Genomic DNA, 16,445 nt, shown 5'->3' on the forward strand with positions numbered 1-16,445 from the left:
ATGGAAAATTTACTGTTTATATGTAGCCGTAACCAGTGGCGTAGCCCAACGGCAGAAAAGGTATTCAACCAATACAATGGCATTAAAGCCCGCTCTGCAGGCACAAGCCCACGAGCAAGGCACACGGTAACAACTGCTGATATTAATTGGGCAGATATAATTTTTGTGATGGAACATAAGCATAAACAACGCCTTAAAGCGCAGTTTAGCCGTTTATTGCAGCACAAGCCGATTCAGGTACTCGATATACCCGACGAGTACCAATATATGGATGAGGCACTCATTGAAACTTTAAAGCAGTCAGTCGATGATTGCTTGTATATACAAGGTGATGAATAGCTCTTTTAATTAAAAATAAACCCCGCATTGCTGCGGGGTTTTTTGTTTTTTAACAACCAGTTAAGAATTAAAAGTCAGTCGGTGCTGGTGGCACGGTGAGTGGCTTTTTCGGGTTGTCTTTTAGCTCTTTTAATAGCTCTTCTACGGCACGTTCAATCGATGGATCTTTACCTTGGTAGATTAGCTCTGGGCGATCAACCACCTTGATGTCTGGGGTGACACCTTCGTTTTCGATGATCCAGTTGCCATCGTTATCTAAAATGCGGAATGTTGCCGCGATAACTTGGCCGCCATCTACTAGGCTTGGGTTACCCGAAATACCAATTAATCCACCCCAAGTACGGGTACCAATAAGCTTACCTAACCCCGCTTGGCGGAAGTAGTAAGGAATAGCGTCACCGCCTGAACTTGAGTAACCATTGATCAGCATGGCTTTTGGACCATCATGAGCAAATTGTGGTGTTTTCGTAGGCTCAACACCGCGGCGCTTCCAGTAGTTAAGCGGTTTACGAGCAAGCCAAGTGATCATGTGCTCAGGAATAAAGCCGCCGCCATTGTATCGGTCATCAATAATCATGGCGTCTTTGGTGGTTTGCGGCATGTAGTTTTTGAACATGGCGCGGTTACCTTCGTAGGCTGTATTTGGTAAGTGAACATAACCAATACGGCCATTTGATAGCTTATCAACGTAGGCTGCACGAGAGTTAACCCAGTCTAAATAACGCAAACCTTGCTCGCTGGCTACAGGCTTAACGGTAACTTGCCATGCACCTTTGCTGCGCGGCTTACTGTTAAGGACTAGCTCAACTTGCTCACCTTGAGTGTTCTCTAGTAATTCGTAGAAGTTAGCGACGTCTTTTACTGAGCGGCCATTTACGGCAATGATGTAGTCGCCGTTATGTGCTTTTACCCCTGTTGTGCCAAGTGGTGAGCGGAAGTCTTCATGCCAGTTTTCACCTTGGAAGATTTGCTCAATTTTTACGTATCCAGATGGATCGCTGGCAAGTTTTGCACCCAATAAGCCGTGCTTTTTACGCTCTGCTTTAGGCATATCACCCGACTGTACATAAATGTGGCCTGAGTTAATTTCACCTGCGATTTCACTGAGAATGTAATCTAGGTCACTACGGTGTGAGATTGCATCAGCCATAGGTTGATACTTAGCTAAAATTGCGTCCCAATCTTGGCCGTGATGGTTTTCATCGTAGAACCAATCACGTAATGTACGCCAGCCTTCAACATACATTTGCTGCCATTCAATTTGTGGCTCAATTTTTAAGGTCATGTTACTAAGATCTAGCTTATTCGCTGCTAGGTCTTGTTTTGCTTTTGGCTCAATTAAGCTGTAATCGTTACCCGCATGTACTAACAGGTGTTCACCGTTGCTCGAAATAGTATAACTACGAACCCCTTTAGCCACGGTTTCAAGCTCGCTGTCGTGAGCTGTGCCTATCAATTGTAGGCCGCCATTAGCCAGTGTTAGCACGCCATCCTTTACAGCCGTTAAACCGCGATAATCTCCAGCCGGCGCATTTAAAGCGGTAACGCGCTGCATAAAGTCGCTGCTTTGCAGGGTATTTTTCGCTTTCTTGTCGTCATCTTTTTGTTTATCGCTTACGATTGCTGTTTCATCACTTTGTAGTGCGATAAGTGGTTTGATGCTGTCATTTACGGCTGCGGCATAAATACGCGTTGCACGATTAAACATGTAGTCAAACTCGTAGCTGCTAAAGGCTAAGTTAAAGTCGCGCTCAGAACTAAAATACAGGTATTGACCATCAGGAGAGAAAGTTGGGTTTTGCTCATTGGTCATTTCATCCGTTAAGCGAGTCACTTTCTTTTTATCAACATTGTAGTGCCACAGCGAGGCATAGCGGTTTTCATTGTTTTTTACATACACAATGTCTTCGCTATTTGGCGACCAAGTATATTGGCGAATGCCTTCTTCATCGTAGATGCTGGTATCAATTTTGTGTTGTTTACCTGATTTTGCATCTATCCACCAGAGTGTGTGGTTTTTATCTGCAAATAACAGTTTTGAGCTATCTGGTGACCAAATAGGTGTAAAACGCCAAATAGTTCCGTTGCTGGTTAGCTGCTTGGTGGCATTATTTTTACTGCGGTCTTTTAAGTAAATTTCGTATTCGCCACTTTCATCGCTCATATAAGCAATATAGCGGCCATTTGGCGACCAACTTGCGTCAATTTCGCGGCCTTTTGCTGTGTAAGATAAGTTACGTGTTGGGCCTTGTTTAACCGGTACGCTAAATAGCTCACCGCGGGCAGTAAAGAGTGCACGTTTACCATCATGAGAAATCGACATTGAGTCGATAAAGTCACTCACATTTTTTGTGTACGGCATTGCGTATTGACGCACACCAGCAATGTTAATGCTAAGCTTGCTGCTTTTTTGAGTTTTTGGGTCAAAGCGATAAAGGAAACCACCATTTTCATAAACAACAGCATTTGGGCCAGCTGATGGCCACAGTACGTCAAAGTCTTTATGGTTGGTCAGCTTTTTCGGCTCAGCGCCTTTTTGGTATTGATACAGGTTAAGGGTGTAATCACGGTCAGATACAAAGTAAATATTATCGCCAACCCAGGTTGGTTGCTGATCGGTAGCGCGGTTACTGGTTAGCTGCTCTGAGGTATTGCTTTTTAAATCGTAAACCCAGACATCTTGCGCACGACCGCCACGGGTGCGCTTCCAAGTACGAAATTCACGGTCAATTGGCGTGTAAACATATTTACTACCATCTGGCGAAAGCATGCCGCCGCCGGTTTCTGGAATAGCAAGAGGCTGCTCAAGGCCACCGTCAGCAGGCACCATGTATGGACGACCCATACGTTTACCCCACGGTGTGCGGTTAGCACGAAATACCACATTTTTGCCATCAGGTGTCCAATCGAGAACACGATAATCAAAACCGCCGCGTGGTGGCATTGGGCCAACATCGTTGTAGTAAGTCAGTTGCTTTAAGCCAGAGCCATCGCTGTTAATTACATAAATTTGGCGGCTGCCATTGTACTCGGCTGCAAAGGCAATGCGTTTACCGTCAGGTGAAAACTTAGGAAAGGTTTCAAAGCCAATATGGTCAGTTAAGCGTTTGCTTTCGCCTGTTTGTGTATTAGCAATGTAAATATCGCCACCGTACACAAAGGTAACGTTTTGGTTATGAATATCTGGAAAGCGCAGTAAGCGCGTGTCTTTTGTTTCGTAAGCTGATGCCCAAGGTGCCAGTGTCGCAGCCATGGCCAGTGCCAACGTTGTTAGTTTTTTCATGGGATTACATCCTATTTTGGGAACTGTTACATCATAACAATTCAGTTTTAAATAGCGATGCAGTTGCGATGAACGCAGTGTTACAAAATGTGTCTAGAAATCAATCGATGAAATAGGGGCGTGAATTTAGAGGGAGTGTCGGCTAAAGCAAGCTTTAGCCGACAAATCATTATTTGTAGAATACTTCTACAGTGCCTTTTACCTTTAATAGTAAAGGTTGGCCGCGGCGATCAAGGGCTTTTGGAGAAGCGACTTTGATCCAGCCTTCGCTGATATTATATTCTTCAACGTCAAAACGCTCTTTGCCGTTAAGTTTTACACCAATTTCATGCTCGAAAACTTCTTCCACATAAAATTTACTACGTGGATTGATAGAAAGTTGGTTTGGTAATTCTGGTTTTTGTGTATCAGTCATAATTGCGATCTGCATTGAATAAATTGTGCGCCATTGTAGGCAATACCTCGCATTGGCTCAAGTATCTGTATGGCAAATTTATGCTTTACTCGCAGGCTTGTTCTGAATGCTCAACACACATAGCTATAGCTTCACTCTTTTTGTCGTAATCGAAGGTTAGGCAGTAATCAAAACGCATGGTTAGCTCAAGTGTTTGATCATCAGTACGTTCAGGCCATTGCCAATCTCTCACTATTTGCCTTGCTGCTTTTCTAACATCTTTACTAAAGCGCTTAGGTGCTGAGTTCTCGATATTAAGGTTTTTCACAACACCATCGGGAGTAACTGCAAAGTTAACAATCGCACAGCCACTACCTTGCTGATTAAGTAGTCCCGTTGGGTATTGTACATAAGGAATATGATCAAGACGTTGCCATGTTGGCTTACCTGTGGAGGTGTCGAGTACCTGTGCTTGAATATCAACAAAAGGGTTTCGGCCTGATAAATCAGGGTTAGCGAATGAACTTATAGATGTGCATACGAGCGTTAATGCGAAAAGTGATTTATACATAGTTTTCCCTAACTTGTTTGTTTTTTAGTCATTTATTAATACTAGTGATGAACTTGCATGATGTAAACATTAAAAAGATAGGTAAAAATTCTGTGCAAATGATTTGTTATACTATATCAATATGCTCATTTGTGTTATTTTATAACAAAACATTTCCCTTAATTACTACAATCAGACCTTATGAAGTACTCAACACTAAGTTTAGCCTTAGCTGCGGCGTTTGCAGCGAATACATACGCAGCTGATAACAGCGATATCGAAACAATCACCATTGAACATAAGCAAGCGTTTCGTGGTGATATTCCAACAAAAGATTTACCGCAATCGATCACCACATTAAGTAAAGACATGATGACTGATAACGGTATCACTAAGTTTCGTGATGCACTGGATTTTTCTGCCAGCATTACTCGAAAGAATAATGGTGGCGCGCTGTGGGATAGCTATTCAATTCGTGGTTTGTCGGGTAACGAAAATATGCCGTCTGGGTATTTAGTTAACGGCTTTAGTGGTGGACGCGGCTTTGCAGGCCCGCGTGATGTATCAAACATTGAATACATCGAAGTATTAAAAGGACCGGGCTCAGCACTCTATGGCCGTTCAGAGCCGGGTGGTACCGTAAACATTATTACTAAAAAGCCCCAGTTTTATCAGCAAGGGCAACTTCAAGCTGAGTTCGGTAGCGATGATCACAAGCGTATTCAAGGTGATTACACTAACGGTCTAAGCGATGATTTAGCGTTTCGTATCAATGGTGCATGGCAAGATAGCGATAGCTTTAGAGATTATGTGCACCACGACAAATTCGTGATTACGCCTTCGCTTTATTATCAAATCAACGATAACTCATCGCTGACTTATGAGTTTGAGTATGTTGACCAACAGCAAATGTATGACCGCGGTATTGTGGTGTTAAATGGTGATTTTGATACCGTACCTGAGTCACGCTTTTTAGGTAACCCAAATGATGCACCAACCAAAGTGCACTCACGCGGTCATCAATTAAATTACAGCAACGGTCTAAACCAAGCTTGGAGCTTGTTATTAGGTGCTAGTTACCGTACTGCAACGCTAACGGGTTATTCGTCAGATGCTGAGCTTTCAACATCGCGTCAGTCATTATTTGATGATGGCAGAACTTTAACTCGCCAACACAGATACCGTGATTATGAGTCTGATGATTTATCGCTGCGCTTTGAATTAAGCGGTCATTTTGATGTTGCTGGTATCACCAACCATGTAATGATTGGTGTTGATGGTTACGACTATGAGCTACGCACGGGGCTTTATCGCTACCGTGGTGGTAATGGCACTTACACCATTGATATTTATGAGCCAGAGTACAGCACCACTGAAGGCCCTGAAGTAAGCATGCAGTACGAAAATAACGAACAGCAAAATGCGTACGGCATTTACCTGCAAGACCAACTAGATCTAACCGATAACTTAAAAGTGATGTTAGGTCTGCGTTTTGATGAAATTGAGCAAGACATCTTTGAAACTAAGTCTGGTGTTGCATCAAACAGCAAAGAAAACCGCATTAGTCCACGTTTTGGTGTGGTTTACGCACTTAATGACGACATTAACCTTTACTCAAGCTATTCAGAAGGCTTTTTACCACTGAGCGGCACCGATGCCGAAGGTAATCCATTCGGTTTTGAAGAAAGCGACTCGTTTGAAGTGGGTATTAAATTTAGCTATGCCAACATTAGCGGTACGCTTGCTTACTTTGATGCAAGCAAGAGCAACATGCTGGTGGCAGATCCAGTAAATGTGGGTTATTCAACACCTGTAGGGAAAGCAAATAGCACAGGTTTTGAGTTAGATTTAACAGGTTCACTGGGTGACAATACCGAGTACACCCTATCTTATGCCTATGTGGATGCAGAGACTGCGACAGATAGTCTAAATGTTGACTGGTTAGTGCCAATTCCTAAGGGCAGTCCACTTGTGAACGTACCAAAGAATAACCTTTCGATTGGCTTAAACCATGACCTAAGTGTATTCGCACAAGACATAAAGATTGGTGGTCATTATCAATATGTCTCTGACCGTTTGGGCGACCCGGCTGATCTCACTTTCCGATTACCTAGCTACCAAACCGTTGGTTTATTTGCTAAATGGCGAGCGACTGAACGTACTACAGTATCATTAAATGTCGATAACGTGTTTGATGAGCAGTATATTGCTAGTTCTTACAATGCATTGTGGGCCTATCCGGGGGCACCGACACAATTTAAACTTGGCGTAAGCTATGACTTCTGAACAAGTTAAAAGCCGTATTCACAGTATCGACATCATGCGTGGTGTCGTTATTCTGCTGATGTTACTTGATCATGTGCGAGAGCGCTTTTTCTTGCACATGCAGGTGGCCGATCCCATGGTGGTTGATACCACTTCGCCGGGGCTTTTTTGGAGCCGCTTTGCGGCACACTTTTGTGCGCCAACCTTTATCTTTTTAACCGGTTTGTCGGCGTGGCTTTATAGTCACCCAGCAAGTGGCGTGGCGCGTTCAGCACGAAGCTTTTTAATTAAGCGAGGGCTATTTTTAATCGCCCTCGAAGTGACCCTGATTTGTTTTTCGTGGATGGGTTACTACCACACTATTTGGCTGCAAGTGATGTGGGCGATTGGCCTTTGTATGCTGGTGTTAGCAGCATTGATTAAGCTGCCACGCAACCTATTGCTGGTGCTTGGTTTAGTTATTGTATTTGGTCATAACTTACTGACCCCTATCAGCTTTACGCCCGATGAGTTTGGTTACTCGCTGTGGACGATTTTGCATGACCGAGGCTATCTATCACAAGGTGGTTTAATCGACGTCAAAATTAGCTACCCAGTGCTGCCTTGGATTGGCGTTATCTTATTGGGTTACTGTGCCGGTCCTTTATATGCGCACACTCAATCGGCGGATTCGCGTAAACGAGCATTGCTGCTGTTAGCCCTGTTATGTGTGGGGTTATTTGCGCTGCTGCGTGGATTTAATATTTATGGTGAAACCTTGCCATGGCAAACGTTTAGCACCACAACCGAAACCATGATGTCGGTGTTTAACGTGACTAAGTACCCACCGTCACTGAGCTTTTTGCTGATCACGTTAGCGGGCATGTTTGTTGGCTTATGGTTATTTGAAAGACCGCTCAACCGCGTTACTAATGCGCTGAGAGTGTATGGTTCTGTGCCTATGTTCTTTTATATTTTCCACCTCTATGTACTGCTATTTATGTATCAAATAGGCATGCTGATCTGGGGGGCAAATCAAGGGCAATATTTAGGAGTCAGTGATATATCCGGTATTTGGTTTATTACTTTGTTGTTGGCAGTAGGGCTTTATTGGCCAACCAAGACGTTTAGTGAATACAAGCGTAAGGCTAACAAGCCTTGGTTAAAGTATTTATAACGAAAAATGCCGATATGCTAAGCATATCGGCATTACCTACTTACTATCCTAATTACTAGTCCTTAGTTAATTCGAGATTTTTTACGACGAAGTGCCATCAGTGGTGCAACAGCTAGTAGTAACCAGCCGAATGAACCGCTTGATGATTTCTTGTCTTTTTCAATCTCAGCTTCTGGAATCACTGCCTCAGGGAAAGTACAGCTACCATCATCAGTATTGGCGCTTTCATCATAGTTAGATGCTGAGCTGTCAGTACAGCCGAGCTCTTCACCATCAGACATCACCGATAATACAAATGAACTCATTGCTGCATCAGTTGGGTTAACACTGTCGCTAACTTTTACTGTTACATCAATGTCACCATGGAAGTTCGCCGCTGGCGTGATAGTCACTGTGCTACCTGATGTGTGACCAGAGACTTCAAAAGTGAAGTTTTCACCTAACACGTCGATTTGGTTGCTCACTTGGTTTTCGTCAGCATAAAGCACGTCAAAACTAATCGATTCGTTCTCTGCCACTGACATATCCGTTAAGGCTGCCATTTCTAGGTTACCGATAACTTCAAGATCAAGGGTGATGGTTTCATCATCTGCGCCAACTAAACCATTTGTAAGAGATAGTTGATGCGTTTGATTCGCCGCTTGCTCACCAATGTATGCTTGGAATTTCACGTCAAACTTAGAAATTTCAGGGCCCGTGTAGTCAAGACAGACAACTAGTTTGTCGTGCAGTACTTCGTCCATATTGTTGAAACCGTACTTGTTACCAATGTTTAAATCGATAGGAATATCACCACTGATAAAGCCACGACCATCGGCAGCTTTCAAGCCGATAGAACCTTGTGCATCAACTAAGCTTAGGTTGTCATAAGCAAATAGTAGCTCGTATTCACCTGGCTCATAGTCAATGCCCATGCGCATGAACATTTCAACGTCAACAGATTGGCCTTCAGTTCTTGAACGCTGGATATTATCCCACTCAAGTACTAACCACTCACGCGATACTGTGTAAGTTGGTGTGATACCTGCGTTGGCGTCATAGTTACCGTAACCACCGTCAACACGCTCTGGGATCATGTTGTCACCAACCCAGAAAGGTGCGATTAGGTAAGGCGGCGGTGGCGGCTGAGTGTAACCCTCAGGCAGTTCAACGTGGAATGGCGTTGTACGGCCTTGCGAACCAAATGTGACTAAGCCAGCTGGGTTAAGTTTAATTGAGTCAAAGTGGTACTTATTAAAGAATGGGAATGACACATCAAGATTAGTGTTCATGATTTCTTTAAATGTGTACTCGAACTCGTTGTAGTAACGACCTTCAACACCTTCTAGTGTACGCCAGCCAAGCTCACGCAGTTCTAGGTAGTAAGGATCTGGTGAATGCGCCGATGTTAATGAACACATTTCGTCAGTGATGTTGGTGGTAATGTTATAATTACGCTCAACATTTTTAGTCGTTTCTTGTACGCCAACCAGTGCTAGTGCATTGCTATCTAGCATAGGTGTTACTGGCGTTGAGTTAGATGCGACAATGCTGTCAGGAACAATGTCTACGCCCACAGGGAACTCAGTATTTAGAGCAAACTGACGCGCTTCATCTTCGTTATTCGCAATAACGCTGATTTCGAAGTCAACTAAGTCACCTACATATGCCTTGTTTTTGTTAGCAGTAAAGGTCACGTCTTTATCAACTTGCTCGATGATCACTGGTACGAAACCTAGGTTGCCAGCATCTTCAGGGTTGCTACCAATATCAAAGCCACCGAAGTAGATATCGCCCACTTCCATATCAGGTAGGTTATAAGCAAGGTCAAGTTCAAGCTCGTCATAACCTGGTACGCTGCTTGGGCCTGTTACAGTGAGTGAGCCATTGTCTTCAGTGGTCACCGCTGTAGCAAACGATACTTCGATACCTTCATCAACTTCGCCATATGATAAAGTTTGTAGGCTCATGTATAACGTGAAGTACTCACCGGCTTCAGGATCAACAATGTTACAGAAGTTAGTTAGGGTGTAGCTAGTTGACATACATAGCGTTTCTTCATAAGACGCGATGCCATCACCGTTACTATCTTTACCCATGAAAACAAGTACACGTGATGTGTCGTTCATGACGCTTGCGCTTAGCATTTTTGCGTCTTCTGGCACAGTCGTCCACTGAATGTGGTTGTTGTTTACAGCGTCGCCTTCACCCTCAACCTCTACGCTATCGAATGGGTCGCCAGGTGTGGTGTCGTTGAATAGGTGTACTGTTTCAACTTGGCCTTTTACTAAGCCGTACGATTGTGTGGTTAGGTTGCTGATTTCATCAGTATTGAATGGACCAACCTTCATCGTTGCAGAACGGCGGTGTGCATCAATTTGAATATACTCAGGTAAACCAGTATCACCAGTGAAAGTCCATACCGGCATTTCTAAAATAGGTGATTCAGGGTTGCTTGAGGTCATCACGATTTGACCTTGGTTACCCGTGTAATCAACAATTTCTTGTGGTGTTGCTTGTTGGCTTGCTTCAACCGTAACAACAATGCTTTGTGTTTCACCTGCTTTGATATCAAAGTTGCTTGGCTCAACACTAATTTTGCTATTACCAATCCAGTTTTCTGTATGAAGTGTCCAGCTCGCGTCTTCTGTCGCCGTAAAGGTTCTGATAAACGTACACTTAAAGCCACAGTCATTATCAACCATGTAAGCTGTGTTTAGCGCTTTTTCGCGACCACCTAGGCTTGGATTTGCAGCTGCCATGTTGGCAATGCTTTCATCAAGTAGTAGGCCTGCTTTATCAGCGCGCTCAACTTGCATTTTACCCGAACCCATTTCAGCAAGGGCAGCATCAAAGCCATCATCGGTGTAGTTGTTTAGGTACTGTGCTAAAGCAACTTGATTGTTTGCAGTTAACATCAATGCTGATTGAATTTGCATTGGTGTCCAATCAGGGTGAGATTGTTTTAACAATGCTGCCGCGCCTGCAACGTGTGGGCTTGCCATTGATGTACCAGACATTGATTGCCAGTCTGACGTCGCAGGGTTGCTGGTAAACGGTTGATCGTCTGATGATGGCGCATAGATATCAACACCCGGTGCAGCAACGTCTACAAGTAAGGTGTCAAAGCCAAAGTATGATGGACCACGGCCAGAGAAGTAAGCAATGCGGTCTTTATCTACGGTATCTACGGTGCCTTCGGTTGCTTCAATGGTACCCATGTGGCTGTCGCCAGTGCTTAACCATTCTAATAAGCTTTTACCATCGACGTTTTTAATGTGAATGGTCGGAATTGGGTATGTAACCGATGGAATTGTGTAGTTATCGTAAAATGATACATGGTTATAAATAATTAAACCTTCTGCACCACCTGCTTTTACGTTTAACGATTTTGAGTAAAGTGGGTAAGAGCTGCGCTTACATACAACAATCACGTCTTGCGCACTTTCATCGATAGCGGTTGTAGGATCATCCACTAAATCAAATGTACCTTCAGGGAATGGCTTGTCACAGTTGGCAAGTGCATAGCTTGAGCTTTCATTTGGATTTTCAAAATCAGTTGCAGGGAAAATCAAACCGGTTAACTCGTTAAAGTTAACGCCTGCGCCTGTGAATGGACCCGGTGCAGAAGTATCGCCACCAGTTAGGTTTTTAAGTTGTTTGTTACCAAAGTTTACTTTGGTTGAAGGGGTATGAGCTGCAACGGTGGTTACCCAAGGTGATGAGTGGTCAGCCGTTGAATATTCAGGGCCACTGTTACCTGCCGCTACCGCCACAAATACACCGCTTTCGGCCGCATTCATGAATGCTTGCTCAATTGGGTCGCTCCATGGATCTTCTTCAAGACCACCTAACGACGCATTCAGTACGTCAACATTATCAATCGCAGCTTGTTCAACGGCTGCTAAGATAGCGCTTGTTGGACAGCCCGCATAAGGGTCACCAGAACCACCCGGCCAACATACTTGGTATGAAATGATATTGGCGTGGGGTGCCATACCTGATACTTGCGGGAAAGTTACATTGGTTTCTAAACCAGATGATTGACTTTCATACTCAGTCAGTTTGTAAGGAATATCGTAAAGGATATTACCTGCTGCTGTACCGGCAACGTGTGAGCCATGGCTATGGTAGTCTTCACCATTTTCAGGGCGAGTCTCTTCAAATACAGAATCCACATAAGCTGCGGTGATCTCAGGGTAAGAATAAACACCAATTAGCTTGTCGTTACACAGATCAGCAAATTCAGCAGTTGCACAGTCACCTAGGTACTTGTCGCCTAGAGGATTGGTGTGAGTGTAACCATCGCCGCCTACAGCTGCGAATGATGGATGATCGGTGTTGATACCCGTATCAATGATACCGACAACCGTGCCTTCACCTTTGTTGCTGCTAGGGTTGCTAGCACTTGCGCTCCAAAGTGCAGAAGCACCTGTTTGCTCAATAGTATTAAACGTATTTAGGCTGTAGATTTTTGAGCGAGTGATCTTCTTAACACCTGCCACTTTAGCAAGGCGCTTTGCTTCATCTTGTGTCATTTTGGTGGTGAAACCGTTTAATGTCACATTGAATGTGCGCTCAACATTGAGGCTCAAGCCTTGCTGGCTCATCGCAGTACTCAGTACTGACTGGCGCTTACTTGCTAGGTGGTTAGCGTAAGTTGCGATAGCAGGCTGCGCCATATTAAGCGTTGAGCGCTTAGTTGCTTGTTGCGTCTGCATTACAACTTCTTTAGTGCTCGCAAGCCCTTTAACACCACCTTGGTAAGTCGAAATAGGTGCATCGTCCAGTTGCACGATATAAGTTTGAATACCACTAATATCTTTCTCTGGTGTGAAAACGCGGCTTTGTTTTTTAACTGTGTTGTTAACCTTGTCTTCCCACACAAATTCATTGGTAACGGTTTGCTTTGGCGCATAGCCTGCAGGCTTTTCTGGCCATGCTTGGTCATTTAGCGCAGCAGCAGACGTACCTACACCTAAGTAAAGTGCAGATGCGACCATCACTGATACTTTTTTCATATTGAACATGTGATCTAACTTCCCTCGAAGGATTATAATTATGAGCTCGCGCTAGCGGCGAACGGTTGTAATCAGTAGGGATAGTGTTGAGTTGTGACTATAACATCAATGAAATGTAAACAATTGGCACACACTGTTACAGCTTGGTACATTTTTACCGAAAAACTGCTTATCGAAACAGAATACTTGCTCTTGCTCCGCTTAAGGTTTGCGCGTTATCTAAGCTAAATTTTGCGTTGTTCCACAGGCATAGCTGCTTAACGATTGATAAGCCAAGGCCAACACCTTGATAGCCTGTTTGGTGCACCGAAGCGGTTTTAGAAAATGGCTGCATGAGGCTGGCGCGCATTTTTTCAGGGATCCCCGGGCCATCATCTTCAATCACTAACAAAATGCCGTTTTCGTATTGTGAAACCTTGATATGGATTTGCGTTTTAGCAAAGCGAACCGCATTCCCGAGTAAGTTTTGCAATAAGCGTTGAAAGCTTTGTTTATCAACGCAAATTGCTGTTAATTCGCAGTCAAGACGAATAGCCAAAGGGCTATAGCTTTGAAACTTAGTAATGCAGGGCTGTAATAGTTCATTTGGGCAGTAGTCTTTCACTAACAAAGTGGGTTCGCATTGTTCAAGCTCGGCATAAGTTAAAAACTCTTCGACTAAAAGCTCAAGTTCAATAATGTCTTGCAACACACTGTGTCGGTAAGCGTTGTTATCAACGACTGCTTCGAGGGCGAATTTAGCCCGCGATATAGGCGTTAAAAAGTCATGGGAAACAGCATTGATTAATTCGCGTTGACTTTGATTCCGGTTATGAAGCGCTAATGCCATGTTATCAAAGGTATCGCCAATGCTTTTTAGCAAGCTAAAACGTGTGAAGTGCACTTGTGCTGTAAAGTCGGCATTAGACATTTTACTACTGGCTTTACGTAGCTTATTTAAGTCAAACAGTAGTGGGCCCGTAAAAATCACCACCGCTAAGGCAAGGCTAGAGTAAAACAGTAGGCTCACTAAAGACTGATAACCCTGATCAGCAGGTTGGCTGTATGGGCCTATGCTTAATAGGGTCTGTCTATCATCTGCAAGTTTATGAAAGTAAACATTGTTATTGGCATCGTTAACACTAATTACCTGACCTGCTAAAAGTGATGCCTGTAATTGTTCACCAAGGTAAAAGTTCGCCAGAGGTGTGTGTTTAATAGCAGGGTTATTGGGCGCAAGACTCAAGATGTTTTCTGCTAACTGCTGCTCTGTACTGTAACTCGGTGGGTTTGGAAAATAAGTTTCCAATAACCAAGCGGCACTTCCTAGACAAACGGCTAGGGTTAAATACAAATAACAAAACAGGCGTAGCAAACTGCATTAACCCCACGCTTGTGGAGAAAAAATGTATCCTTTACCCCAAACAGTGACGATTTTTTGTGCCGGCACCGCTTCGTCACCGAGCTTTTTGCGTAAGCGACTAATGCGGCCATCGATGGTGCGGCTTTGACCATCGTATTTACGACCAATGGTGCCATCAAATAATTGGTCTCGACTGACCAACTGGCCCGGTGATTTAGCAAGCTGGATCAAAATTTCGAACTCTGCACTGGTCAGTTCAAGTGGCTGGCTATGCAGGTAAGCTTCGCGCTGAATAGTATTAATACTCAACGAGCCAAAGCGAATATTATGGGCGTTGTGAGTGGTGCTTGTTGGTTTTATAGCTTGGCTGCGGCGAATCGTGTTATTTATTCGCGCTAATAAAATGGACGGGGAAACAGGTTTGGTTAGGTAATCATCGGCGCCTAGCTCAAGGCCAGTAATATGATCGACTTGGCTCTGCCTTGCGGTCATAAAAATAATTGGCGTATCTTGGTATTGTTTTAGTTCTTTAAAGATCTCAAAGCCATCTTCCGAGCCTAATCCGATATCGAGCAAAATTAAGTCGTATTTCTTACTACTTGCTTGGTAACAGGCATGGCAACCACTATCAAAGTGTTCAATGATATATCCATGATTGCTTAAATAATTAGAGACTAGCTGGGCAAGTTTTAAATCATCTTCAATATATAAAATAGTATGCTGGCTCATCAAAAAATACTCCATGCGATATCACGTCGGCGTTTTTTAACATGCTGGTGGAATAAACTAATTTCAGTGCTTTCTAGTGGTTCTAGCTGCTCGCTGAGTAGCTCTAACACAATGTTGCGATTGTTTTGCACTGTGATTGCAAAGTTCTGCCCTTGATTTGGCTTTTGGCAGAACAGCCTAATTTCTTGATCGGTAACGCGAATACACACTGTTTCGCTGACTTCGGTATACCAATTAATGGAGACATCCATCACGCAGTCTTGCTCTACCGTTACACAGTTTTCTGGTGTTGCTTCAATGTAGCCTGCTTGTGCAAATGTGCTGCCAACAAACGAAAGGCTGCAAATGAATAAGAGTGAAAAAAGCCGAGAGCGCAACATCATCAGTAATTCCACGCCAAGCCAGCATAAAAAGACAATAAGTTACGGTCACCAATAAGGGGGCTATCGGCGATACCTGAAGATAAGCGTTGGTATTTTACATCGCTTATGAATTGCCATTGTTGATTAAATTGATATTGATAGCTGGCTTTTAGATTGTATTTTTGACTGGAGTGGCCTAAAAAAGGGCTAAACCCGGCTCGTATCTCTTTTGCAGCACTGCCATAGTAGTAATCCACTAAACCGGCACTTAAATGCTGTATTTCAGCGCCGAGTAAAACTAGATGCTGATCAAACAAAAACAAGCGCTGTGCAGACAATGCGCCTTGTAACCCTTTGTGATAGTTGGTGAGCTCCATTGACCAATACGCGCTAAAACGCCAGCTTTGCCAGTCAACAATCGCTTCAATACCGCTCATGGCCGACAGTTTACGTTTTGATATTTTAGTAATATCACCGCGGCGTTTTATCACCACTGGTGCTTCAATGCTTGAACCGGGTGGTGGCGGTGTCATTGAAGGGCGGCCACTGGTTGTTCTAATTGCAGTTAGTGCTGCTGAGTGTTTGGCAAAATACAGCCCATCTTCATTGAGTTGGGTGAATAACGACACTTGATAGTGATCGCCCCACACGGGTGTCCAAGCAAACTGAGTATTTGCAAATGAAAAGTCACCGGCAAATACTTCTATACGCGGTAGGGCATAAAGAGGAATGTCGTCTTTTTTATAAACTGGGTTGTCGAGTTGACCATAGCCTAGGCTTAAACCAAGGCTTACTCCTTCATCAGCTAAATACGCAGAGTCAGTGCTGCTTGCCATTGCTGAAAGGCAAAGCGCACTAATTAAAAATAAAGATCGTAGCCCAAGCGAGCAACTACCTAGAACAGTCACAAATAAACAACCTAAATGAAAAATCTCGTTAACATTAAGTTGTTATTAATGGCTTGAACAATGAAATAATGTACCAAATTGTAGCAAGGTCTGGTTTTTGTAATCTAAATTAGTTAA

Annotated in this window: 11 protein-coding genes; 3 read left to right on the forward strand and 8 right to left on the reverse strand. The window is 43.7% G+C overall.

Annotation, left to right across the window (positions count from 1 at the left end):
• A complete protein-coding gene (locus C2M25_RS09380) occupies positions 1-339 on the forward strand; it encodes a low molecular weight protein tyrosine phosphatase family protein (RefSeq protein WP_105180982.1) in 339 nt (112 codons plus the stop codon).
• Positions 340-406: 67 nt separating this feature from the next.
• Here C2M25_RS09380 and C2M25_RS09385 read toward each other — a convergent pair whose 3' ends face one another.
• The 3 genes from C2M25_RS09385 to C2M25_RS09395 form a co-directional block, all read right to left on the reverse strand.
• On the reverse strand, positions 407-3,622 hold the full coding sequence (locus tag C2M25_RS09385; protein ID WP_105180983.1) for a S41 family peptidase: 3,216 nt from the start codon (positions 3,620-3,622) through the stop codon (positions 407-409).
• 169 nt (positions 3,623-3,791) lie between these two features.
• Complete coding sequence (locus C2M25_RS09390; RefSeq protein ID WP_171037140.1) at positions 3,792-4,037, reverse strand: DUF3297 family protein; 246 nt, start codon at positions 4,035-4,037, stop codon at positions 3,792-3,794.
• Positions 4,038-4,122: 85 nt separating this feature from the next.
• Positions 4,123-4,587 carry an energy transducer TonB family protein gene (locus C2M25_RS09395; protein ID WP_063700813.1) on the reverse strand — a complete coding sequence of 155 codons (465 nt, stop codon included), beginning with the start codon at positions 4,585-4,587 and terminating at the stop codon, positions 4,123-4,125.
• 180 nt (positions 4,588-4,767) lie between these two features.
• On the opposite strand from C2M25_RS09395, the gene C2M25_RS09400 reads away from it, so the two are divergent.
• The gene (locus C2M25_RS09400; RefSeq protein ID WP_105180984.1) at positions 4,768-6,852 is read left to right on the forward strand and encodes a TonB-dependent siderophore receptor; all 2,085 of its coding nucleotides are present in this window, start codon (positions 4,768-4,770) and stop codon (positions 6,850-6,852) included.
• Complete coding sequence (locus tag C2M25_RS09405; RefSeq protein ID WP_063700820.1) at positions 6,842-7,987, forward strand: DUF1624 domain-containing protein; 1,146 nt, start codon at positions 6,842-6,844, stop codon at positions 7,985-7,987. Before C2M25_RS09400 ends, C2M25_RS09405 begins: the two co-directional genes overlap by 11 nt.
• 62 nt (positions 7,988-8,049) lie before the next feature.
• Here C2M25_RS09405 and C2M25_RS22245 read toward each other — a convergent pair whose 3' ends face one another.
• From C2M25_RS22245 to C2M25_RS09430, 5 genes are all read right to left on the reverse strand, one after another.
• Positions 8,050-12,996 (reverse strand): S8 family serine peptidase, encoded by a 4,947-nt coding sequence (locus tag C2M25_RS22245; protein ID WP_105180985.1) that lies wholly within the window; start codon positions 12,994-12,996, stop codon positions 8,050-8,052.
• Between the two features lie 160 nt (positions 12,997-13,156).
• Complete coding sequence (locus C2M25_RS09415; RefSeq protein ID WP_063700826.1) at positions 13,157-14,275, reverse strand: ATP-binding protein; 1,119 nt, start codon at positions 14,273-14,275, stop codon at positions 13,157-13,159.
• Positions 14,276-14,347: 72 nt separating this feature from the next.
• On the reverse strand, positions 14,348-15,058 hold the full coding sequence (locus C2M25_RS09420; RefSeq protein WP_063700827.1) for a response regulator transcription factor: 711 nt from the start codon (positions 15,056-15,058) through the stop codon (positions 14,348-14,350).
• On the reverse strand, positions 15,058-15,441 hold the full coding sequence (locus tag C2M25_RS09425; protein WP_063700828.1) for a DUF3019 domain-containing protein: 384 nt from the start codon (positions 15,439-15,441) through the stop codon (positions 15,058-15,060). Before C2M25_RS09425 ends, C2M25_RS09420 begins: the two co-directional genes overlap by 1 nt.
• On the reverse strand, positions 15,441-16,256 hold the full coding sequence (locus C2M25_RS09430; RefSeq protein WP_158679698.1) for a MipA/OmpV family protein: 816 nt from the start codon (positions 16,254-16,256) through the stop codon (positions 15,441-15,443). The genes C2M25_RS09425 and C2M25_RS09430 overlap by 1 nt, the downstream gene beginning before the upstream one ends.
• Positions 16,257-16,445 lie beyond the last annotated feature (189 nt).

This window comes from Pseudoalteromonas sp. T1lg21 (assembly GCF_002964625.1).
Classification (GTDB): Bacteria; Pseudomonadota; Gammaproteobacteria; order Enterobacterales; family Alteromonadaceae; genus Pseudoalteromonas; species Pseudoalteromonas gelatinilytica.

Coding starts and splice junctions, on each gene's coding strand:
- C2M25_RS22245 (WP_105180985.1), bottom strand. CDS start 12,996: ATGTTCAATATGAAAAAAGTATCAGTGATGGTCGCATCTGCACTTTAC.
- C2M25_RS09405 (WP_063700820.1), top strand. CDS start 6,842: ATGACTTCTGAACAAGTTAAAAGCCGTATTCACAGTATCGACATCATG.
- C2M25_RS09395 (WP_063700813.1), bottom strand. CDS start 4,587: ATGTATAAATCACTTTTCGCATTAACGCTCGTATGCACATCTATAAGT.
- C2M25_RS09425 (WP_063700828.1), bottom strand. CDS start 15,441: ATGATGTTGCGCTCTCGGCTTTTTTCACTCTTATTCATTTGCAGCCTT.
- C2M25_RS09385 (WP_105180983.1), bottom strand. CDS start 3,622: ATGAAAAAACTAACAACGTTGGCACTGGCCATGGCTGCGACACTGGCA.
- C2M25_RS09430 (WP_158679698.1), bottom strand. CDS start 16,256: ATGGCAAGCAGCACTGACTCTGCGTATTTAGCTGATGAAGGAGTAAGC.
- C2M25_RS09400 (WP_105180984.1), top strand. CDS start 4,768: ATGAAGTACTCAACACTAAGTTTAGCCTTAGCTGCGGCGTTTGCAGCG.
- C2M25_RS09420 (WP_063700827.1), bottom strand. CDS start 15,058: ATGAGCCAGCATACTATTTTATATATTGAAGATGATTTAAAACTTGCC.
- C2M25_RS09380 (WP_105180982.1), top strand. CDS start 1: ATGGAAAATTTACTGTTTATATGTAGCCGTAACCAGTGGCGTAGCCCA.
- C2M25_RS09390 (WP_171037140.1), bottom strand. CDS start 4,037: ATGACTGATACACAAAAACCAGAATTACCAAACCAACTTTCTATCAAT.